This is a genomic window from Acidovorax sp. JG5 (assembly GCF_017939685.1).
Classification (GTDB): domain Bacteria; phylum Pseudomonadota; class Gammaproteobacteria; order Burkholderiales; family Burkholderiaceae_C; genus Acidovorax.
The window spans coordinates 144,472-162,051 of the sequence record NZ_JAGKSE010000004.1 but is presented as its reverse complement, the minus strand read 5'-3'; the positions used below and the strand labels follow the sequence as shown (position 1 = coordinate 162,051).

The following is a 17,580-nucleotide window of genomic DNA, read 5'->3' as shown; positions in this document are numbered from 1 at the left end:
ATGACCCCTGACGACATCCGCGCCCACTTTCATCTTCAGCACCAGGCCAGCCGGGCCCACATTGACGTGCCCCTGCTGGTGCGCCGTGAGCGCCTGCTGCGGGTGCAAAAGATGCTCGATGAGCACGGGCCCGTGCTGGCCGCCGCTGTGCAGGCCGATTTCGGCATGCGCTCGCCGCGCCTGACCGAGGTGGCCGATTTTTTTGTGCTGCGCACCTTGCTGGCGCACACCCTGCGCCATCTGGCGCGCTGGATGAAGCCCCAGAAGGTGCGCACGCCGCTCTTCTTGCAGCCTGCGCGCGGCTGGATCGCGCGCCAGCCCTTGGGCGTGGTGGGCGTGATTTCGCCGTGGAACTACCCCGTGCAGCTGGCGCTGGCCCCCGCCATCACGGCGCTGGCGGCGGGCAACCGCGTCATGCTCAAGCCCAGCGAGCTCACGCCCCACACTTCGGCGCAGCTGGCCCTGCTGGTGGCGCAGTTCTTTGCGGCAGATGAGTTTTGCGTGGTGCAGGGCGACGCGGCCACGGCGGCGCTGGTGGCGTCGCTGCCGTTTGACCACCTGGTGTTTACCGGCTCCACCGCCGTGGGGCGCAAGGTGGCGCAGGCGGCCGCGCAGCACCTCACGCCCACCACGCTGGAGCTGGGCGGCAAGTCGCCGTGCATCGTGGACGCCGATGGCGACATGCAGGACGCCGCGCTCAAGATTGCCCACGGCAAGCTGCTCAATGCCGGCCAGACCTGCATTGCCCCCGATTACGTGCTGCTGCCGCGCGGGCGCGAGGCCGAGTTTGCACAGGCCTACGAGGCGGCGGTGGCGCGCCTGTTTCCCCGCATCGAGGGCAACCCCGATTACGCCTCCATCATCACGCCGCGCCACTATGCGCGGCTGCGCACCCTGCTGCAGCAGGCCCAGACGCAGGGCGCCGAGGTGCACACCATCGATCCCGCCAGGGGCAAGCCCGCGACCACCACCGTGGGCACGCTGGGCGACGGGGTCAGCCGCCAGATGGCGCCCTCGCTGGTGTTTGGCGCCACGTCGGGCATGGGCCTGATGCAGGAGGAAATTTTTGGCCCCATCCTGCCCGTGATTTCGTATGACCGGCTCGACGACGCCATCGCCCACATCAACGCGGGGCCCCGCCCGCTGGCGCTGTACTGGTTTGGCCGCAGCGAAGCCGTGCGGGACGATGTGCTGCGCCGCACCGTCAGCGGCGGCGTCACGGTGAACGACACGCTCATGCACATCGCCCACGACAACCTGCCCTTTGGCGGTGTGGGCGACAGCGGCTGGGGTGCCTACCATGGCGAGCAGGGTTTTCTGCGCTTTTGCCACCAGAAGTCGGTGCTGGTGCAGTCGCGCTGGGCCATGGGCGCGCTGCTCTATCCGCCGTATGGTGCGCGCTTCGACTGCATCATGGGCCTGCTGCGTCGCTGGCTGTAGCCGCGCTCTTGTCGTCCTGCCCCCGCGCGGAGCCTGCCGCTTTGGTGGACTGCGGCTGGGTGATGAGCTGCACCATGGCTTCGCGCAGCTGGCTGGTGGACACGGGCTTGTGCAGCAGCAGGGCCGACGTGCTTTGCGCATCGCGCAGGCGCTGGGGCGAGGTGTCGCCCGTCATGATGATGGCCGGCACCGCAGTGCCCAGGTGCGTGCGCAGCGCCTGCAGCACCTGCTTGCCGGTTTCCTCGTGGCGCAGCCGGAAGTCCGTGATGATGAGGTCGGGGGTGTCGTCGCCCAGGCGTTCGAGTGCGTCCGCGCCCGAGTCGGCCACGGTACACAGGCAGCCCCAGCTTTGCAGCAGCGACTGCATGCCCAGGCGCACCGCCTCGTCGTCGTCGATGGCCAGCACATGCAGGCCCTCCAGGCTGCGGTCTTCGGGGAGCGGCGCGGCGTCATCCTCCAGTGCGCCGTCCCACGCATCCATCCAGAGGCGAAACACCGAGCCCCGGCCTGGCTTTGAGCGCAGCTCGACGGTGGTGCCCCCCATCTCGTTGACCAGCCGGTGCACGATGGCCAGCCCCAGGCCCAGGCCCTTGCGCCGGTCGCGCTCCGGGTTGTCGAGCTGCAGGAACTCCTGAAAAATGTCGTCCCACAGGTGCTGGGGAATGCCGACCCCGGTGTCCCACACCTCCAGGGCCACGCGCTGGCCGCGCCGGCGGCACGCTATCAGCACGCCGCCCCGGGCGGTGTAGCGCAGCGCATTGGAGATGAAGTTGCGCATCACCAGGCCCACCAGCGCGCGGTCGGCATGCGCGGCCAATGAGGTCTCGCGGGTGCGGTACACAAGGCGCGCGTTGTCGGCCTGCACGCCAAACTCCTGCTCCAGCGCCGTGAGCAGCGGCTGCACGGCAAAGGCCGCCGGGCGCACCTTGACCACGCCGGCCTCCAGCCGCGAGTAGTCGAGCAAGGTGGTGAGCATTTCGGCTGCGGCGCTGGATGCGGCGTGCGCATGGTCCAGCACCGTCTGCTGGCGCTCGTTCAGGGGGCTGCGCTGCAGGCTCTCCAGAAACAGCCCCATGGCATGCAGGGGCTGGCGCAGGTTGTGGCTGGCCGCCGCCAGGAAGCGCGATTTGTCGCGGTCGGCTTTTTCGGCAATCTGCTGGGCCGCCTGGGCGCGCTGGGACTCGGCGCGCAGCTCTCCCACCAGGCGCTGGTTTTCCAGTTTCAGGCCAATGCTGCGGCGGGTGGCCTTGTCGGCGGTGCTGGCCTGCATGCAGGTCAGGCTGAAATACACCAGCACGAGGAACAGCGCGGGCCACAGCACCGGCCCGCCTGCCAGGGCAACGGCCAGCAGCACGCCGCCGATGGCGCAGCCCAGGTAGGTCAGGTAGGCGCGGTACAGCGGCGCTCCCAGCCCCAGGGCGCCCGATGACACCGTGCTGACGATGCCAATCGCATAGATCACGCTGGCGGCGTTGCCCCAGTGCATCACCACCAGGCCCAGACTGCCCCAGCTCAGCCCCATGCCGGCCATGCAGGCCATCAGCTTGTAGGCCGATTGGCGGGCGGGGGCGGCGTGGGGGTCCATGCTGCGCAGCGCGAGATAGACCACCGCCACCACCAGCACATGCGCGATCAGCCATGCGGTCATGGCCTGCGCGTCGGCCACGCCGTCCATCACCCACATCGTGCCCAGCGCCGTGGCCAGCGAGGCCAGCAGGGTCATGGGAAAGTTCTGGCGCAGCAGTGCGACCTGCTCGCGCAGCACCTCGTCGCGCTCCCAGCGCAGCGACGGCCAGGGCCACCGCCAGCGCGCAGCGACCCCTGGCGTTTCAGGCGGCATCGTGCAGCGGCGGCAGCGACAGGCCCAGCCGCTGGGCCGCCAGCAAGGCAGCGCTGCGGCTGTTGACGCCCAGCTGCGCAAAGATGGCGGCCACATGCACGCGCACGGTGTTCTCGCTCAGCCCCAGATCGCGCGCAATCACCTTGTTGGGCTTGCCGGTGCACAGCAGCGAGAGCACGTCGAGCTGGCGGGCCGTCAGCGAGGGCGCTGCCGGTCCGCGCGTGGTGGCGGTGTTGCCGCTGTTGGGGGGAAAGCAGGGCGCGCCAGACAGCGCGCAGGTGATGGCTTCCAGAATGTCCTCGCCACTGGCCGACTTGGGCAAAAAGCCGTCGGCACCGCGCATGCGCGCCTCGTAAACAGCGTCGGGCGCCACGCTGGCAGACACCAGCACGATGCGCGCCCGGGGGCAGGCCTGGCGCAACAGGCGCAGGCCGTCCAGGCCGCTCATGCCGGGCATCTGGATATCGAGCAGCACCAGATCCACCGCGTCCAGCTGCAGCGCACAGGCTTCGGCCACGGTGCCGGCCTCGGAAATGGAGTCCACCGCCGGGTGGTCCTGCACGATCAGGCGCAGCCCGGTGCGAAACAGGGTGTGGTCGTCAACAAGCAGCAGACTGGCGGGCATGGGGCGAGTATTGCGCACAACGCCGGGCTGCGGGTCTAGTCCATTTGTGCGATGGACGCGCGGGCGTGCGTTTCCTAGACTTTGTTCAAGGCGTTGTGGTGGTCTGTGGTTAGACCGCATTGCGCAACTGATCCTGACTTGGTTATCTGCAAAGAGGTTTCCTCATGAGTGCCAGTGCTTTCGCTTTCCATTCTGCCGCCGGATTTTCCGCCCACCGTCCACACACTGCCGGCCCGCGTTCCATGGCCAATGGCGCAGGGACGGGCGTGGGGGGCAACACCGTGGCCCATCTGCTGCAGGAAAACTGCGCCGAGCTGCAGGCATCGGCCGGCGTGGTCATTGAATACCTGGATACGCAGGCGGGCACCTGGCAGTTTTCGCTGGACGACGGGCAGACCTGGCGCGCCATTCGCACCGACCTCATCAACCGGCCCGGCCACATGGGCCTGGCACTTGATCGCGACGCACGTCTGCGCGTGCTGTGCACGGGCGCCAGCCGCGATGGCGCGCGCGTGGTGTTGCATGCCGTGCAGCGCAGCCATGGCGCCGGCAACGGCAGCTATCGCCCCTACGCGCCTGATGAACGCGAGGACGCTTCGCACAGCGTGACGCTGGTGCTGGGCCTGGGTGCCATCAACGGGGTGCCTCCGGCGGTGAAAGTGCCCCGTCCGCGCAACAAGCGCGCCCGTGCGCAGGGCGCGGCAACGGGCGACGAAAAGGCTGCGTTGGCAATGGCCTGAGGACGGTTTCAGGGGCCTGGGCAGGCCCGCGGATTAACCAGCCGCACGGGGTGAAAAAGCGTTTGCGGCGACAATGCCGGTCCTTTTTGTTTTTTCACCCCCTGTTTTCGTTCGGTTTTTCCATGTCCAGTATCCAGGTTCGTCCCGCCACACTTCGCGATGCCAAAGCCATTGCCCAGATCCATACCGTTTCCGCCCAAGAGGCTTACAAAGGTCTGGTGCCAGACGAGCAGTTGAAATCCATGTCGGTCGAAAAGCGCCAAGCCTACTGGCGCGAGGCCATCGAGTATTGCGAGCCGCAGGTGCAGGTCGCCATCGATGGCGAAAAAATCGTCGGCTTCGTCGGCTACGACCGCTCGCGCGATGAAAAATCCCGCCCCACCACCGGTGAAATCTGGGCCATCTACGCCGCGCCCACCCATTGGAACCAGGGCGTAGGCCTGGCCCTGTGGGACGCCGCCCGCGACGGCCTGCACGAAGAAGGCTGCACCAACGTGACCGCGTGGGTGCCCTTGCGCAACGAGCGCGCCATCCGCTTCCACGAAATGGCCGGCTTCAAGCGCGAACTCTCCACCGCCAAGACGGCCGTGGTGGGTGGCGTGAAGATTGAAGAAGTGCGCCTCAAGCGCCCCATCAACTAAGGCCATCCCATGATCTCCTGGAGCGACTCGGGCCAAGCCCATGAAGCCCGCTGGCGCTCCGAAAGCGGGGCCACTGCGCCGCGCCGCGTGGTGGTGGCCGACGACACGCTGTCTGCCGACACGGCCTACCGGCTCGCCTGCGCAGGCACCGGCCTGCTGTGGCAGGGCGACTTTCAAAACGCCCGCCTGCTGCTGCAGGCCCTCATGCGGCGGGTGGACCGCAAGCCGCCCAAGGCAGCAGCCAAGGCCGCCGAAAAAATTGCGGCGGCCACGCCGGCCGAGGCGTTTCACCTGCACCGCCAGGCGCAGGCCCAGCGCGCCCGCGTGCTGTCGGCCTTGCTGATTCCTTTGGAAGGCGATTACGGCATTGACCTGCGCCGCGCCCCCGACCTGCGCCAGGCCTGCACCGAAGCCTGGGGCCCGGCCACGGGCGAGCGCTCGGTGGCCTCGCTGCGCGAGCTGCTGGGCCTGGTGGGCGCGCACGAGTGGCGCAAGAAGGGCGTCGAAGTGCCCGCCCTGGGCGCCGCGCCGAACAACCGCATCCATCCGTATTACGGCGTGTTCTCGCCCGTGCGCGGCGAATATGTGGACCTGGTGGCAGCGGCCGCCCTGCCATCGAAAGCGCTGGCCTTTGACATCGGCGTGGGCACCGGCGTGCTGTCGGCCCTGCTGGTGCGCCGTGGCGTGCAGCGCGTGGTGGCCACCGAGCAAGACCCGCGCGCGCTGGCCTGCGCCCGTGACAACCTGCAGCGCCTGGGCGCGCTGGCGCAGGTCGAGCTGCAGTCGGTGGACCTCTTTCCCGCCGGGCGCGCGCCGCTGGTGGTGTGCAATCCGCCCTGGGTGCCGGCCCGTCCCAGCTCGCCGATCGAGCACGCCGTGTACGACGAGGGCAGCCGCATGCTGCGGGGCTTTCTGGCCGGGCTGGCCGCGCACCTGGAGCCCGGCGGCGAAGGCTGGCTCATCTTGTCGGACCTGGCCGAGCACCTGGGTTTGCGCACCCGCGAGCAGCTCATGGGCTGGATTGCCGACGCGGGCCTTCAGGTGCTGGGCCGCGCGGACATTCGCCCGCGCCACGCCAAGGCGGCCGATGCGGGCGATGCCCTGCACGCCGCCCGCGCGGCGGAAGTCACATCGCTGTGGCGCCTGGCTGCGGCCTGATGCGCGCCCATCCCATTTCCTGCTAAGACGGTGAGGGCGCGCTGCGCCGGGCTGCGTTGCGCGCTCAGCCTCTCAGTCGCTCATGGCGGCAGACAGCGCCCGGTCTGGCGGCTGCAACTGCTCCAGGCGCTCGCGAATGCCCAGGGCGCGCTCATCGCCAGCCACCTTGGCCACCTCGGCAATCAGGGCTTCGCCCACTGCCAGCATGCTCTCGCGGTCGCGCGCTTCGCGCAGGGACGCGTGGTAGCTGCGGGCCAGATCGGGGTTGCGGCGGGCAAACAGGCGCTCGCTCAGGTCGAACAGGTACATGCGGGTGCTCGCCAGGGAGCGCAGGGCTTCGCTGGGAGCGGGGGGCGTTTGCGGTGCGGCAATGGGTTCGGGCGCTGGTGCCGTAACGGGTTCGGTCGCGGCAACGGGTTCGGCTGCGGCTTGCGTGGTGGTCAGTTGGGCAAGGTAGCCCTCGCGCACAAGGTGTTCCACCATCTGGGCGCCGGTGCCGTTGTACATGGCCTGCAGTTCAGACAGTGGCTTGCCGTCGGCCAGCAGCAGCAACGAGCGTTCGCGCAGGCTCAGGGTGCGAACGCCAGGCGAGAGTTCGCGGCGGGCTTTATCGGTTCGTTGGAGCAACATGGACGCACGGATCACGGAAAGGAATGGCCTGCATTGCAGCACCGCGCGATGACGCTGTGATGACCTGCACGGCACGCCGCCGTGCAGCCCGTGCCGGCACTGCAGCCCGCCCGCCAGGCTGCCGCACAATGGCGGGCGCTGCCGGTGGCAGCAGATCGGGTTCTGATTTGCTATTTGTTTTGTAGCTGCTCGCGCTTGCTGCATAAGCGCTTTTGCCTGTTTTCTTGTAAATTTTCTTTCGACATCCACCGCCGCCCTTGGCGTGTGGAACGCACCATGACCTTGCTGCTCGCCCCCATGGAGGGGCTTCTGGATTTTGTGCTGCGTGACGTGCTGACCCGCGTGGGCGGCGTGGACCGCTGCGTGTCCGAGTTCATCCGCGTCACCGGCACCGTGCTGCCTGACAAGGTGTTCCTGCGCTACCTGCCCGAGCTGCGCCACGGCGGGCGCACGCTGGCGGGCGTGCCGGTGCGCGCGCAGCTGCTCGGCTCCGACCCGGTGTGCATGGCCGAGAACGCGGCCGCCCTGGCGGCGCTGGGCCCCGAGGGCATCGACCTGAACTTTGGCTGCCCCGCCAAGGTGGTCAACCGCCACGGCGGCGGCGCGGCGCTGCTGCAAGAGCCCGAGCGCATTGCCACGCTGGTGGCCGCAGTGCGCCGCGCCGTGCCAGCGCATCTGCCCGTGTCGGCCAAGATGCGCCTGGGCTTCAACGACGCCAGCCTGGCGCGCGAGTGTGCGCAGGCCATGGAAGCTGGCGGCGCCAGCGAACTGGTGGTGCACGCCCGCACCAAGGCCGATGGCTACCGCCCGCCGGCCTATTGGGAGCAGATTCCGGCCATCCGCGCGGCCGTGCGCATTCCGGTGGTGGCCAATGGCGAGATATGGACCGTGGCCGACGCGCAGCGCTGCCGCGCGGTGTCGGGCTGCGACGCCCTCATGCTGGGCCGTGGCATGGTGGCCGACCCCGGGTTGGCCCGCGCCATCCGCGCTGCCGACCAGGGCCAGCCGGGCACGGACCGGGTGGAATGGCCCGCATTGCTGCCGCAGTTGGCCGCGTTCTGGCAGCTGGTGTGCAACGACCTGGAGCCGCGCCAGCGCGCTGGCCGGCTCAAGCAATGGCTCAACCTGCTGCGCCGCCGTTATCCCGAGGCCGAGTTGGCATTCCAGCATGTGCGCACCATGACCGATCAGCGCGCCATCACCGCTTGGGTGGCTGCCTTGCAGTCTTGAAAGTGGGTGGCCGCACCCCTGCGGGGCTGGCGCTACAGAAGATGATCGGGCGCCAGCGGCCCCAGTAGCAGCAGCAACAGCTGCAGCGGCACGCTGGCACCGGGCTCGCTGGTGGCGTCCTGCAGGTTGCTGCCCTGGGGCGCTCGCCAGACCAGGCCGCCGCCAGCCTGCAGCTCCACATGCCAGGCCGCGTCGCGCAGCGCCTGCTCGATGCTGCTGCCGGCCCGGCGGGCCAGGTCGGTGCTGCGGATCAGCAGCGCGATTTCGGTGTTCTGTTTTTGCGAGCGCATGTCCAGGTTCATCGAGCCCACGGCCAGCAGCCGGTGGTCCATGATCACCAGTTTGGAGTGGAGCATTGCGCGCGAGGAGCCGGTGGCGCTGCCGCTGCCCGTGGCGCTGAAGGCCCGGCGCACCCCGGTGGCCTCGCTGTGCATCTCGTACAGATCGACGCCCATGCCCAGCAGCTCCTTGCGGTGGCGCGCGTAGCCGGCGTGGGCAATGGGCGCGTCGTTCGACGCCAGCGAATTGGTCAGCACGCGTACTCGCACGCCCCGGGCACGCGCCTGGGCAAAGGCCGCGGTGATCTCGCGCCCCGGCACGAAATAGGGCGAGACGATGAGCAGATCGCGCCGCGCCTGGCCCATCAGCTGCAGCAGGCCATCCACCACGGTGTCTTCGTTGTCCTCCAGGTGGGCCGCCGGCGCACCCTGCGCCGCCACTGCCGCACGCGGCGAGGGCGTGTCGGGCTGGGGTGCCAGCGGCTCGGTGGTGGCAGAAGATTCCGCCGGAATCTTGGCGGGCTTGTCCACCAGCACCACGGCGGGCGCCCACACAAAGCGGGCGGTTGTCAGATCGAGCGGCTTGCGGTCCCACACGCGGCTGCGCTGGGCCGCGTCGGCGTCTGGCGCCATGGGGGCAGATGCCGTTGCCGCAGGGGCAGAGGCGGCTGGGGGTGCAGGCGAAGGCTCGGTGCGCGCGCCTTGTTCCTCTTCGGCGGCGGCAAGCGACGCGCGCTGGGCGTCCAGCTCTTTTTGGGTGATCAGCGACTGCACCGGATAGGCGCGCTCGTTGTTCCAATAGCTGTCAAAGCTGCGCGACAGATCCTGCACGATGGGGCCGACCGCCAGCACGTCCAGATCGACAAAGTTGCCCGATGCGTCGTGGCCGAAATAGGCGTCGCCCAGGTTGCGCCCGCCGGCAATGCCCATGGCGTTGTCGGCGATGAACAGCTTGTTGTGCATGCGCTGCTGCACGCGCGAGAAATCGCTGAGCGCGCTGACCATGCGCCAGAAGGCCGAACCGCGGGCGCCCGCCACCGGGTTGAACATGCGCATTTCGATGTTGGGCTCAAACGCCAGGCGCATCACCTGCGCGTCTTTGCCCGCGCTGTGAAAGTCGTCCAGCAGCACGCGCACGCGCACGCCGCGCCGGGCGGCGGCCACCACGCCGAGCAGCAGGCGCTCGGCGCTGGCATCGGCGTGGATGGCGTAGTACTGCAGGTCCAGCGTTTTCTGCGCCGCCTCCACCAGGGCCAGGCGGCTGCCATAGGCCGCCTGGGGGCCGGCCAGCAGCAAAAAACCCGATGCAAAGCGCGCATTCGCCGCCGCGCGGCGCTCGTCCACCAGCGTGGCCAGCGGTGTGCCGGCAACGGTTTCGAGTGCCGTTGACACGGGGCGCTGCACGTTCTGGGGCAATTCGGCACAAGCCCCCAGCAGGGGAACGAGCAGCGCCGCCCACAGCAGCGGGTGCCGGCGCAGCAGCGGGGTGAGAAAACCGGAAACAAGGGCGAGTGTCATGGGCGGGCGCAGTGGCAAAAATCGGCGGCGTGAACTGGCGGCGGGGCATTGCCAGCGGGTTGGGGTGCCGGCGTGTCAGGCGGGTCTGGACAGCACCGGACCACGCCATCATGCGCCACAGGGTAGTGGGCTGCGCTCTGTGTGCATGTCAGACGTGGCGCCGAGATAACGGACACGGCCCGGTGATTTGTCTCCAATCAACCCCGCCCGCCCTGAGCCGGCCAGGTCAGGCCAAGCTCAGCCCGAACGGATGGAAGAGCCATGCATCGGAGGCATTCCGAAAAATTGGGTAAAAAACGGCTCTAGCCCTTTTCCTATAAGCGCCACAAGCTATGTATTTAATAGCTTTTCCACGCATGAACCAGCCCGGTGCCAGGCTCAACCCAGCGCCAGCACCTGGGCGGCCAGGGCATCAATGCCCGCCGCCGAAAGATCGTCGCTGGCCAGGGTGTGCCGCGTGGCCCACTGGTGCAGGTGCGTGCTTTGCGAGCGGGCATAAAGCGGGTCGTAGTGCAAGGCCACCAGCTCGGCAAACAGCGGGGCCAACGCACCCGCCTGGGCCCACTCTTGCCAGCGCGCAATCACCTGCTTGCCGTGCAGCTCTTTCAAAACGCCCAGTTGCCGGGCCAGCAGGGCCGGGTCGTCGCCCAGGTTGGCATAGTCGCGCAGCAAAAACTCCAGCCGGGCCGGCACACTGGCCGCGATCTCGATGCAGGGGCTGGCGCGCAGCCGCTGCACCAGCGGCTGGGGCACCGCCAGGCGGCCGATCTTGCTGCTTTCGGCCTCGACATAGATGGTGCGCTGCAAGTCCAGCGGTTCCAGCGCATGCAGCAGGGCCGTTTCGAAGGCGGTTTGCGAGGGCTGCTCCACGCCCGGCCAGGCGCCCAGCACCGAGCCCCGGTGGCGGGCGCAGGCCTCCAGGTCGAGCACCTGCGCGCCGCGCGCCGCCAGGGCCTGCAGCACGCGCGTCTTGGCGCTGCCGGTGGGGCCGCACACCACGCGCAGGGGCAGCTGTGGCGCCAGTTCGGCCAGCCGGTCGATGACGTGGCGGCGCCAGGCCTTGTAGCCGCCGGCCAGTTGCTGCGCATCCCAGCCCACCAGGCGCAGCCAGGTCACCATCGAGCCGCTGCGCATGCCGCCGCGCCAGCAATAAACCAGGGGCTTCCAGCTGGCGGGCTGGTCGGCAAACCGCTCGCGCAAATGCCGCGCCAGGTTGGCGGCCACCATGGCACCGCCCACGCGCCGTGCCTCAAAGGCGCCTTGCTGCTTGTAAATGGTGCCCACAATGCGGCGCTCGTCGTCGTCGAGCACCGGGCAGTTGATGGCGCCGGGGATGTGGTCCAGCGCGAATTCGGCGGGCGAACGCGCATCGATCAGGGTGTGAAACGCATGGCGGTCTGCCACGCGCACGGGGCCGCGGTGGCTCATGGTGCCAAGCCCTTGCCCCGCGCTGCCCGGCGGTCGGCTGGCACAATCGCGCGCACCATGACTGTTGATTCCAAACCCATTCGTCTTACCCAGTTGTCGCACGGCGGCGGTTGCGGTTGCAAGATAGCGCCGGGCCTGCTGCACGAGATTTTGGCACGCGCACCGCAGGGCATCGTGCCGCCCGAGCTGCTGGTGGGCAACGAAACCAGTGACGATGCCGCCGTTTACCGCCTCAACGACAGCCAGGCTCTGGTGGCCACCACCGATTTTTTCACCCCCATCGTGGACGACCCCTACGACTTTGGCCGCATTGCCGCCACCAATGCGCTGTCAGACATTTATGCCATGGGCGGCACGCCCATCATGGCGTTGGCGCTGGTGGGCATGCCCATTGCCCAGCTGCCACCCGAAGTGATTGGCCGGGTGCTCGAAGGCGGCGCCGCCGTGTGCCGCGAGGCCGGCATCCCCATTGCGGGCGGGCATTCGATTGACGTGCTGGAGCCCATCTACGGCCTGGTGGGCCTGGGCCTGGTGCACCCGCAGCGCGTGCGCCGCAACGCCGATGCGCAGGCGGGCGATGTGCTGGTGCTGGGCAAGCCGCTGGGCGTGGGCATTTTGTCGGCCGCGCTCAAAAAAGGCATTCTGGACGCCGCGGGTTATGCCGACATGCTGCGCTACACCACGCAACTCAACCGCGTGGGCATTGCGCTGGGCGCGCTCGATGGCGTGCACGCCATGACCGACGTCACCGGCTTCGGCCTGGCCGGCCATCTGCTAGAGGTGTGCCGGGGCTCGGAGCTTTCGGCCCAGGTGAATCTGGCCCAGGTGCCGGTCATTGAAGCTGCAGCCAAGTTTGCGGCCGATGGCGTGGTCACGGGTGCATCCGCACGCAACTGGGCCGCCTATGGCGCCGACGTGGCCTGGGCGCCCGGTGCGCCCGAATGGCAGCGCCACCTGCTGACCGACCCGCAAACCAGCGGCGGCCTGCTGGTGAGCTGCAGCCCCGATGCGCTGGCCAGCGTGCTGGGCACATTTGCGCAAGCCGGCTTTGCCGCAGCTGCCGCCATCGGTGCCATGCAGGCGCGGGAGCCAGGGCAGGGCAGTCAGCTGGTTTGCGGCTGAGCAGGGCGGACTGTTACGGGGGAAAGCGCAAGTTGGAAAACGCCCGCCCGGCGTGAACCGCTTTGCGCTCGACTTCTGCGGCAGACGCCAGCCACCCCTTTTGTTCCAGAAACAACAAGAAAGCCCGGGTGCTGACCTTGCGGCAGTTGTCTGGCACGACAAAGCTGGCGCGCGCTATTTTGTGGTCTTCAAAAAGAAAAACACCGGTTTTCGGCGGCTGCTCCACAGCGAAGTGATTCATCGACTCCTGAATTGCCAGTTCACCCAGATTCGATTTGCGGGGTGGCGCAGCACCGCTGGACAGGCTTTGTTGATAGCGTTCATGAATCCGGGTGGAGAGAACGGGCACATGGTTGGCTTGTGACCAATGCGCCAGCTTCTCGCTGGTAGGGGTCTGGTTGCGCGTCACCTCCAGCAGCACCATATCCACCAGCGCCACCGCCCAGCCCGGCCTGAAAAGCACATCCAGCGCGTCGGCGTAGGCGAGGGTAATCAACGGCCCTGCGTCGGGCAGCAAAACAATGTCTGAGTGCGTCGTCATTCGGCCTGCCGATCAAGGCGCCAGTGCGTGCAGGCTGTCCACCATGTGCTGTGTCTCGGCGTCTGCAATGCGCGGCATGGGCAAATGGGCCTGCGCCATCAGCAAGAAAAGGTCTTCCTGGCTGTCTATGCCCAAGGCGGCAAGCGCTTCACCATCGCCAATGCGCCCCAGCGAAAAATCCAGCAGGGTTTTGAAGTTTTGATTGCCGCTGCTTTCGGCTGCTTCAAATGTCTCGACCAGGTAGCGCAGTTCGGTATTAAAAAGTGCATTGATCGACGTGTCCGCCTTGGCCGCGATCACCTTCGCGCGCTTGAGCAGGTCGCGATCCACGGAACCCGTGAAATTGACATTGGTGGCCATGCTGGATCCTTTGATGCTTGCAACACATAAATCAGTGTAATGCGCAATCCAGTGTGGGGGCGCCAACCATCGTCGTCAAGTGCGCCTATAAAGCCTGCCCAATCATCAAAACGCGTCGCGCCCGCGCACCCGTGCCACCAGGCGAACATCTGGCCCCACCCGGTCCACCGAAGTGAAGTCCAGCGCCAGCCCTTGGGCAAGCGTTTCAAGGGGCCCAACACTTGCCATGCCCAGGCCCGGCCCCAGCAAAGTGGGCGCCAGATACACCAGCATTTCATCCACCAGCCCCTCGCGCACGAACGAGCCATTGAGCTTGTTGCCAGCCTCCACATGCAGCTCGTTCACGCCGCGCTGGGCCAGGTCGCGCAGCATGTCTGGCAGGCTCACTTTGCCCTGTGCATTGGGCAGATAGATCACGGTGGCGCCACGCGCTTCCAGCGCTGCCTTTTTGGCATCATTTTGGGCTGCAGCGTATATGTAGCAAGCGCGGTCAGCTATGAAAAGGCGAGCATCCAGCGGCGTTTGCAACTGGCTATCGACCACCACCACATGCGGCTGGCGCGGGGTGGGCACCTCGCGCACATCCAGGCGCGGGTCGTCGTCCAGCACCGTGCCAATGCCGGTCAGCACCGCGCAGGCGCGCGCGCGCCAGGCGTGGCCATCGGCGCGCGCAGCGGGCGATGTGATCCACTGGCTGGCGCCATTGGCCAAGGCCGTGGTGCCATCCAGCGACGCCGCAGCCTTGAGGCGCACCCACGGCGTGCCGCGCACCATGCGGCTGAAAAAGCCGATATTGAGTTCGCGTGATTCGGCCGCGCCCGGGCCCACCTCTACCGCCACGCCCGCCGCCCGCAGCCGCGCAAAGCCCTGGCCGGCCACCAGCGGGTTGGGGTCGGCAATGGAGGCCACCACGCGGCCAATGCCCGCCGCCACCAGCGCATCGCAGCACGGCCCCGTGCGCCCCTGGTGCGCGCAGGGCTCCAGCGTGACATAGGCCGTGGCACCGCGCACATCGTGGCCCGCAGCAGCCGCATCGCGCAGCGCCACCACTTCGGCGTGCGGGCCGCCGGCCTGCTGGGTAAAACCCTGGCCGATCACCCGGCCATCGGGCGCCACCAGCACGCAGCCCACGCGCGGGTTGGGGTTGGAAAGAAAAAGCGCCTGGGCGGCGAGCGAGAGACAAGCTTGGATAGGTGCCAACGATAAATCAGACATGTTGGGCAAATTGTCCACGAAGCCTTGTTGCACCTGGCAACTGGCCTTGACCGTTGATCGCGTCAAAGCGTGCGTTCATCCGATTCAATTTTTCCTTGTGCGCACAATGGTTACGATAAACACATGTTTAAACGATCACTTTGCCGCGGTTTCACCCTGATCGAATTGATGGTGACTATCTCCATCGGTGCGATTCTGATGACTCTGGGGGTGCCCATGATGCGCAATTTGATTGAGCGTAATGCGGTGGCGGGCCACGTCAATAGTTTTGTTGGCGCCGTGCAGTTGGCGCGTTCGGAAGCCATCAAGCGCGGCATCCCGGTCGTGGTGTGCCGCAGTGCCAACGCAGAGACAAGTAGTACGCCCACCTGTGCTTCGTCTGGTACTGGTTGGGAGTCGGGATGGATTGTGTTTGCTGATCGGAACACCAACGAGCAGATGAATTGGACCTCCGGCAGCAGTGATGTGTTGCTGCGCGTGCAGGGGGCCATCACCGATTCCGGTGGCATAGAGCAAAACGCATTCCGCAAGTTGGTATTTCGTCCAACCGGACTCATGAGCACCGGCGCATCGCAGATTACCTTTAATTCCAAATCATTGACATCCGCCCAGCAGCGACGGGTGTGCCTGACCATGGCAGGACGAACACGGGTAATCAACAATTCAACGGACACATGCGATTAATGAATATGCCGAGCACTTTTTTTCGGATGATCGGTCAAGGGAATAATTATCAAAAAGGTTCTTCCCTGTTGGAAATTTTGATAACCATGTTGATCATGTCTTTCGGCCTATTGGCATTGGCTGGATTGACGGCTTCATCTTTGCAATATTCCAAAATTTCCCAATTCCAAACAATTGGCGCTCAGTTGGCCGCTGATTATGGCGATCGCATGCGTGGCAATGTAGCTGGGTTTCGCGCAGAAAACTACAACCTCACAACGGCATATTCTGGGGCTTCAGGCGCAGTCTCCATCCCCTCCTGTGTGGTGGCCGAACGTTGTACACCAGCTGAAATGGCAGCCATTGACATTGCTGAATGGACGAATGCCTTGAGGCATCGCCTGCCGGGTGGTGGAGCTTATGTCACACATGATGCAACCAACGTTTTGGCGGCCAACATTTGGGTGATGTGGGCTGAACCTAATCTTACTTTTGGCACCAGTAATCTATCTGCCACAGGGACTGGCGGAGATCAGTGCCCGGCTGCTTCTCTGGTGGGGTTGCCTTCTACCGTGCCGGTGCCGCGGTGCATGTATTTTCGGGTGAGTCTATGAAAAACTCTAACTATTGCATTTCTGTGGTGCGCCAGCAGGGGCGTACATTGTTGGAGCTGATGATCAGCATCTCCATTGGTTTGGTTGTTATTGGGGCTGTGTTTGTGGTGTATCTGGGCACCACAGCGACCAGTCGCCAATCAAGCGCCATTAACCGCATCAACGAAGATGCTGCCATTGCCATGGCCATGCTGGGCAATAATCTGCGAATGGCCGGATATAGCCCGCCGCGTGCACTTTTTTCGCCGGGCAGTGCCGTAGTGAATGGAGTCAAGGTGACGGTGCCAGATAGACATTATGTGGGGCCTGCGATTCGTGGTTGTGATTTTGGTTTTAGTAGCGCAGACAATGTTGCGTTTGATTTGATTACTTGCAATCCCGCCAGCAGTCCGGGGCCGGCGGCCTTCGTTGTGCGCTACGAGGGAGATGCATTTAATACCATTCCCGTTTCTGGTAATCCTTCCGATTGTCTGACCAGTGGGATAACAACACCGAACGCTGAGTCAGCCTACGATGAAAATATTGAATATAAATTGGTTGAATCAAGGTTTTCAGTGGGTACCAGTGCTAGCAACGGTACGCCCGAGTTGTATTGCGCAGGTTCGGGTGGTGCGGCACCTTTTACTCGCCAACCCCTGATGCAATTTGTTGAAAATATGGTGCTTTCTTATGGTATTGCAGAAGATAACTTGGGGGGCAATGTGGTGCGTTACGTAACCCAAACTCAACTCGATGCCATTACACCTGGATCCACGGACGAACTCTGGTCACGCGTTGTTAGTGTCAAATTGTGTCTAGTCTTGCGCAGTGAGACGCGCGACCAAAATGGTGGGGGCAACTACATTGACTGTGCAGGAAATTCAGTCGCCTCACCCAATGGTTTTATTCGCCGTTCTTTTACATCGGTTTTCGCACTGCGCAATCGCGCAGACTTTTTTTAGCACATTTTAACCATGACATATCATTGCCCCCGCAAACCGGTGCGACCACGGCAAAAAGGCGTGGTGCTGGCCTTGGCGTTGATTTTGCTTACAGTGGTTTCTCTTGTGGCAATTTACACCTTGCGCGGGACCATAACGGGTGAACAAGTCTCCAAAAACCTGCGTACCAACGCAGTAGCCACTCAAGCCGCAGAAACTGCCTTGCGTATTTGTGAGGACGCTGTGCGTACCTCTCAAAGCACGCTGGGTACGGGTACGTCTGCGGTAGCTTTCACGATTCTTGATGTGCCAGAATCAATGGACGCTGATTTGCCAAATCAATGGAGCACGCGCGCTAACTGGGTGGTGACCGGTAGTGCAAAAACGGCCAATCAGATTCCTGTGGAATTGATAACCGATGCCAATATGCGTCCGATTCCTGCGCCGCGGTGTATGGTGGAACGTTATCAGCTTCCCTTTATGGGGGAGGATAAAACCATGTCGCAACCGGTATTAATTACTGCTATAGGATATACCCCCGATTACCAGGTGAATTCCAGTGGCGCAGCCGTTGCCGGGGGGGAAGTATGGTTGCAATCTATTTTTCGGCCATGACG

The 17,580-nt window shown here is 65.3% G+C and carries 18 protein-coding genes; 10 read left to right on the top strand and 8 right to left on the bottom strand.

Annotated elements, in window-relative coordinates; all coding sequences use genetic code 11:
• Positions 1-1,440, top strand: a complete 1,440-nt coding sequence (locus J8G26_RS06585; RefSeq protein WP_210568344.1) for a coniferyl aldehyde dehydrogenase — start codon at positions 1-3, stop codon at positions 1,438-1,440.
• Here the strand turns inward: J8G26_RS06585 and J8G26_RS06580 are convergent.
• Positions 1,412-3,280 (bottom strand): hybrid sensor histidine kinase/response regulator, encoded by a 1,869-nt coding sequence (locus J8G26_RS06580; RefSeq protein ID WP_210568343.1) that lies wholly within the window; start codon positions 3,278-3,280, stop codon positions 1,412-1,414. The genes J8G26_RS06585 and J8G26_RS06580 overlap by 29 nt on opposite strands.
• A complete protein-coding gene (locus tag J8G26_RS06575; protein WP_087744437.1) occupies positions 3,270-3,905 on the bottom strand; it encodes a response regulator transcription factor in 636 nt (211 codons plus the stop codon). Before J8G26_RS06575 ends, J8G26_RS06580 begins: the two co-directional genes overlap by 11 nt.
• A gap of 164 nt (positions 3,906-4,069) precedes the next feature.
• Here J8G26_RS06575 and J8G26_RS06570 point away from each other — a divergent pair, with 164 nt between their 5' ends.
• The 3 genes from J8G26_RS06570 (at position 4,070) to J8G26_RS06560 (ending at position 6,444) form a co-directional block, all read left to right on the top strand.
• Positions 4,070-4,645 (top strand): hypothetical protein, encoded by a 576-nt coding sequence (locus tag J8G26_RS06570; RefSeq protein ID WP_246881267.1) that lies wholly within the window; start codon positions 4,070-4,072, stop codon positions 4,643-4,645.
• 122 nt (positions 4,646-4,767) lie between these two features.
• Positions 4,768-5,286 carry a GNAT family N-acetyltransferase gene (locus J8G26_RS06565; RefSeq protein ID WP_024814453.1) on the top strand — a complete coding sequence of 173 codons (519 nt, stop codon included), beginning with the start codon at positions 4,768-4,770 and terminating at the stop codon, positions 5,284-5,286.
• Between the two features lie 9 nt (positions 5,287-5,295).
• Entirely contained in the window at positions 5,296-6,444 is a 1,149-nt protein-coding gene (locus J8G26_RS06560) for a class I SAM-dependent methyltransferase (RefSeq protein WP_210568342.1), read from the top strand.
• Positions 6,445-6,516: 72 nt separating this feature from the next.
• Here the strand turns inward: J8G26_RS06560 and J8G26_RS06555 are convergent, their stop codons facing one another.
• The gene (locus J8G26_RS06555) at positions 6,517-7,074 is read right to left on the bottom strand and encodes a hypothetical protein (RefSeq protein ID WP_210568341.1); all 558 of its coding nucleotides are present in this window, start codon (positions 7,072-7,074) and stop codon (positions 6,517-6,519) included.
• A 276-nt stretch (positions 7,075-7,350) separates the two neighbouring features.
• Between J8G26_RS06555 and J8G26_RS06550 the strand changes: the two genes are divergently transcribed.
• Positions 7,351-8,304 carry a tRNA-dihydrouridine synthase gene (locus J8G26_RS06550; protein WP_210568340.1) on the top strand — a complete coding sequence of 318 codons (954 nt, stop codon included), beginning with the start codon at positions 7,351-7,353 and terminating at the stop codon, positions 8,302-8,304.
• A gap of 32 nt (positions 8,305-8,336) precedes the next feature.
• Here J8G26_RS06550 and J8G26_RS06545 read toward each other — a convergent pair whose 3' ends face one another.
• Together J8G26_RS06545 and mnmH are read right to left on the bottom strand one after the other, a co-directional pair.
• Positions 8,337-10,100: a phospholipase D family protein gene (locus J8G26_RS06545; RefSeq protein WP_210568339.1), complete on the bottom strand. Its 1,764-nt coding sequence runs from the start codon at positions 10,098-10,100 to the stop codon at positions 8,337-8,339.
• A gap of 378 nt (positions 10,101-10,478) precedes the next feature.
• Entirely contained in the window at positions 10,479-11,528 is a 1,050-nt protein-coding gene (mnmH, locus tag J8G26_RS06540) for a tRNA 2-selenouridine(34) synthase MnmH (RefSeq protein ID WP_210568338.1), read from the bottom strand.
• 57 nt (positions 11,529-11,585) lie between these two features.
• Between mnmH and selD the strand changes: the two genes are divergently transcribed.
• Positions 11,586-12,650 (top strand): selenide, water dikinase SelD, encoded by a 1,065-nt coding sequence (gene selD, locus J8G26_RS06535; protein ID WP_210568337.1) that lies wholly within the window; start codon positions 11,586-11,588, stop codon positions 12,648-12,650.
• Between the two features lie 13 nt (positions 12,651-12,663).
• Here selD and J8G26_RS06530 read toward each other — a convergent pair whose 3' ends face one another.
• From J8G26_RS06530 to ribD, 3 genes are all read right to left on the bottom strand, one after another.
• Positions 12,664-13,167: a hypothetical protein gene (locus tag J8G26_RS06530; RefSeq protein WP_143218345.1), complete on the bottom strand. Its 504-nt coding sequence runs from the start codon at positions 13,165-13,167 to the stop codon at positions 12,664-12,666.
• A gap of 36 nt (positions 13,168-13,203) precedes the next feature.
• Positions 13,204-13,551, bottom strand: a complete 348-nt coding sequence (locus J8G26_RS06525; RefSeq protein ID WP_087744451.1) for a hypothetical protein — start codon at positions 13,549-13,551, stop codon at positions 13,204-13,206.
• A 105-nt stretch (positions 13,552-13,656) separates the two neighbouring features.
• Positions 13,657-14,766: a bifunctional diaminohydroxyphosphoribosylaminopyrimidine deaminase/5-amino-6-(5-phosphoribosylamino)uracil reductase RibD gene (ribD, locus tag J8G26_RS06520; protein ID WP_210568336.1), complete on the bottom strand. Its 1,110-nt coding sequence runs from the start codon at positions 14,764-14,766 to the stop codon at positions 13,657-13,659.
• A 123-nt stretch (positions 14,767-14,889) separates the two neighbouring features.
• Here ribD and J8G26_RS06515 point away from each other — a divergent pair, with 123 nt between their 5' ends.
• Genes J8G26_RS06515 through J8G26_RS06500 form a run of 4 tightly spaced genes read left to right on the top strand, consistent with a single transcriptional unit; the run spans position 14,890 to position 17,578 of the window.
• A complete protein-coding gene (locus J8G26_RS06515; RefSeq protein WP_210568481.1) occupies positions 14,890-15,450 on the top strand; it encodes a GspH/FimT family pseudopilin in 561 nt (186 codons plus the stop codon).
• Complete coding sequence (gene pilV / locus J8G26_RS06510; RefSeq protein ID WP_210568335.1) at positions 15,441-16,043, top strand: type IV pilus modification protein PilV; 603 nt, start codon at positions 15,441-15,443, stop codon at positions 16,041-16,043. Before J8G26_RS06515 ends, pilV begins: the two co-directional genes overlap by 10 nt.
• Positions 16,040-16,984 (top strand): PilW family protein, encoded by a 945-nt coding sequence (locus J8G26_RS06505; protein ID WP_210568480.1) that lies wholly within the window; start codon positions 16,040-16,042, stop codon positions 16,982-16,984. Before pilV ends, J8G26_RS06505 begins: the two co-directional genes overlap by 4 nt.
• 12 nt (positions 16,985-16,996) lie before the next feature.
• Entirely contained in the window at positions 16,997-17,578 is a 582-nt protein-coding gene (locus J8G26_RS06500; protein WP_210568334.1) for a PilX N-terminal domain-containing pilus assembly protein, read from the top strand.
• Positions 17,579-17,580: the final 2 nt, after the last annotated feature.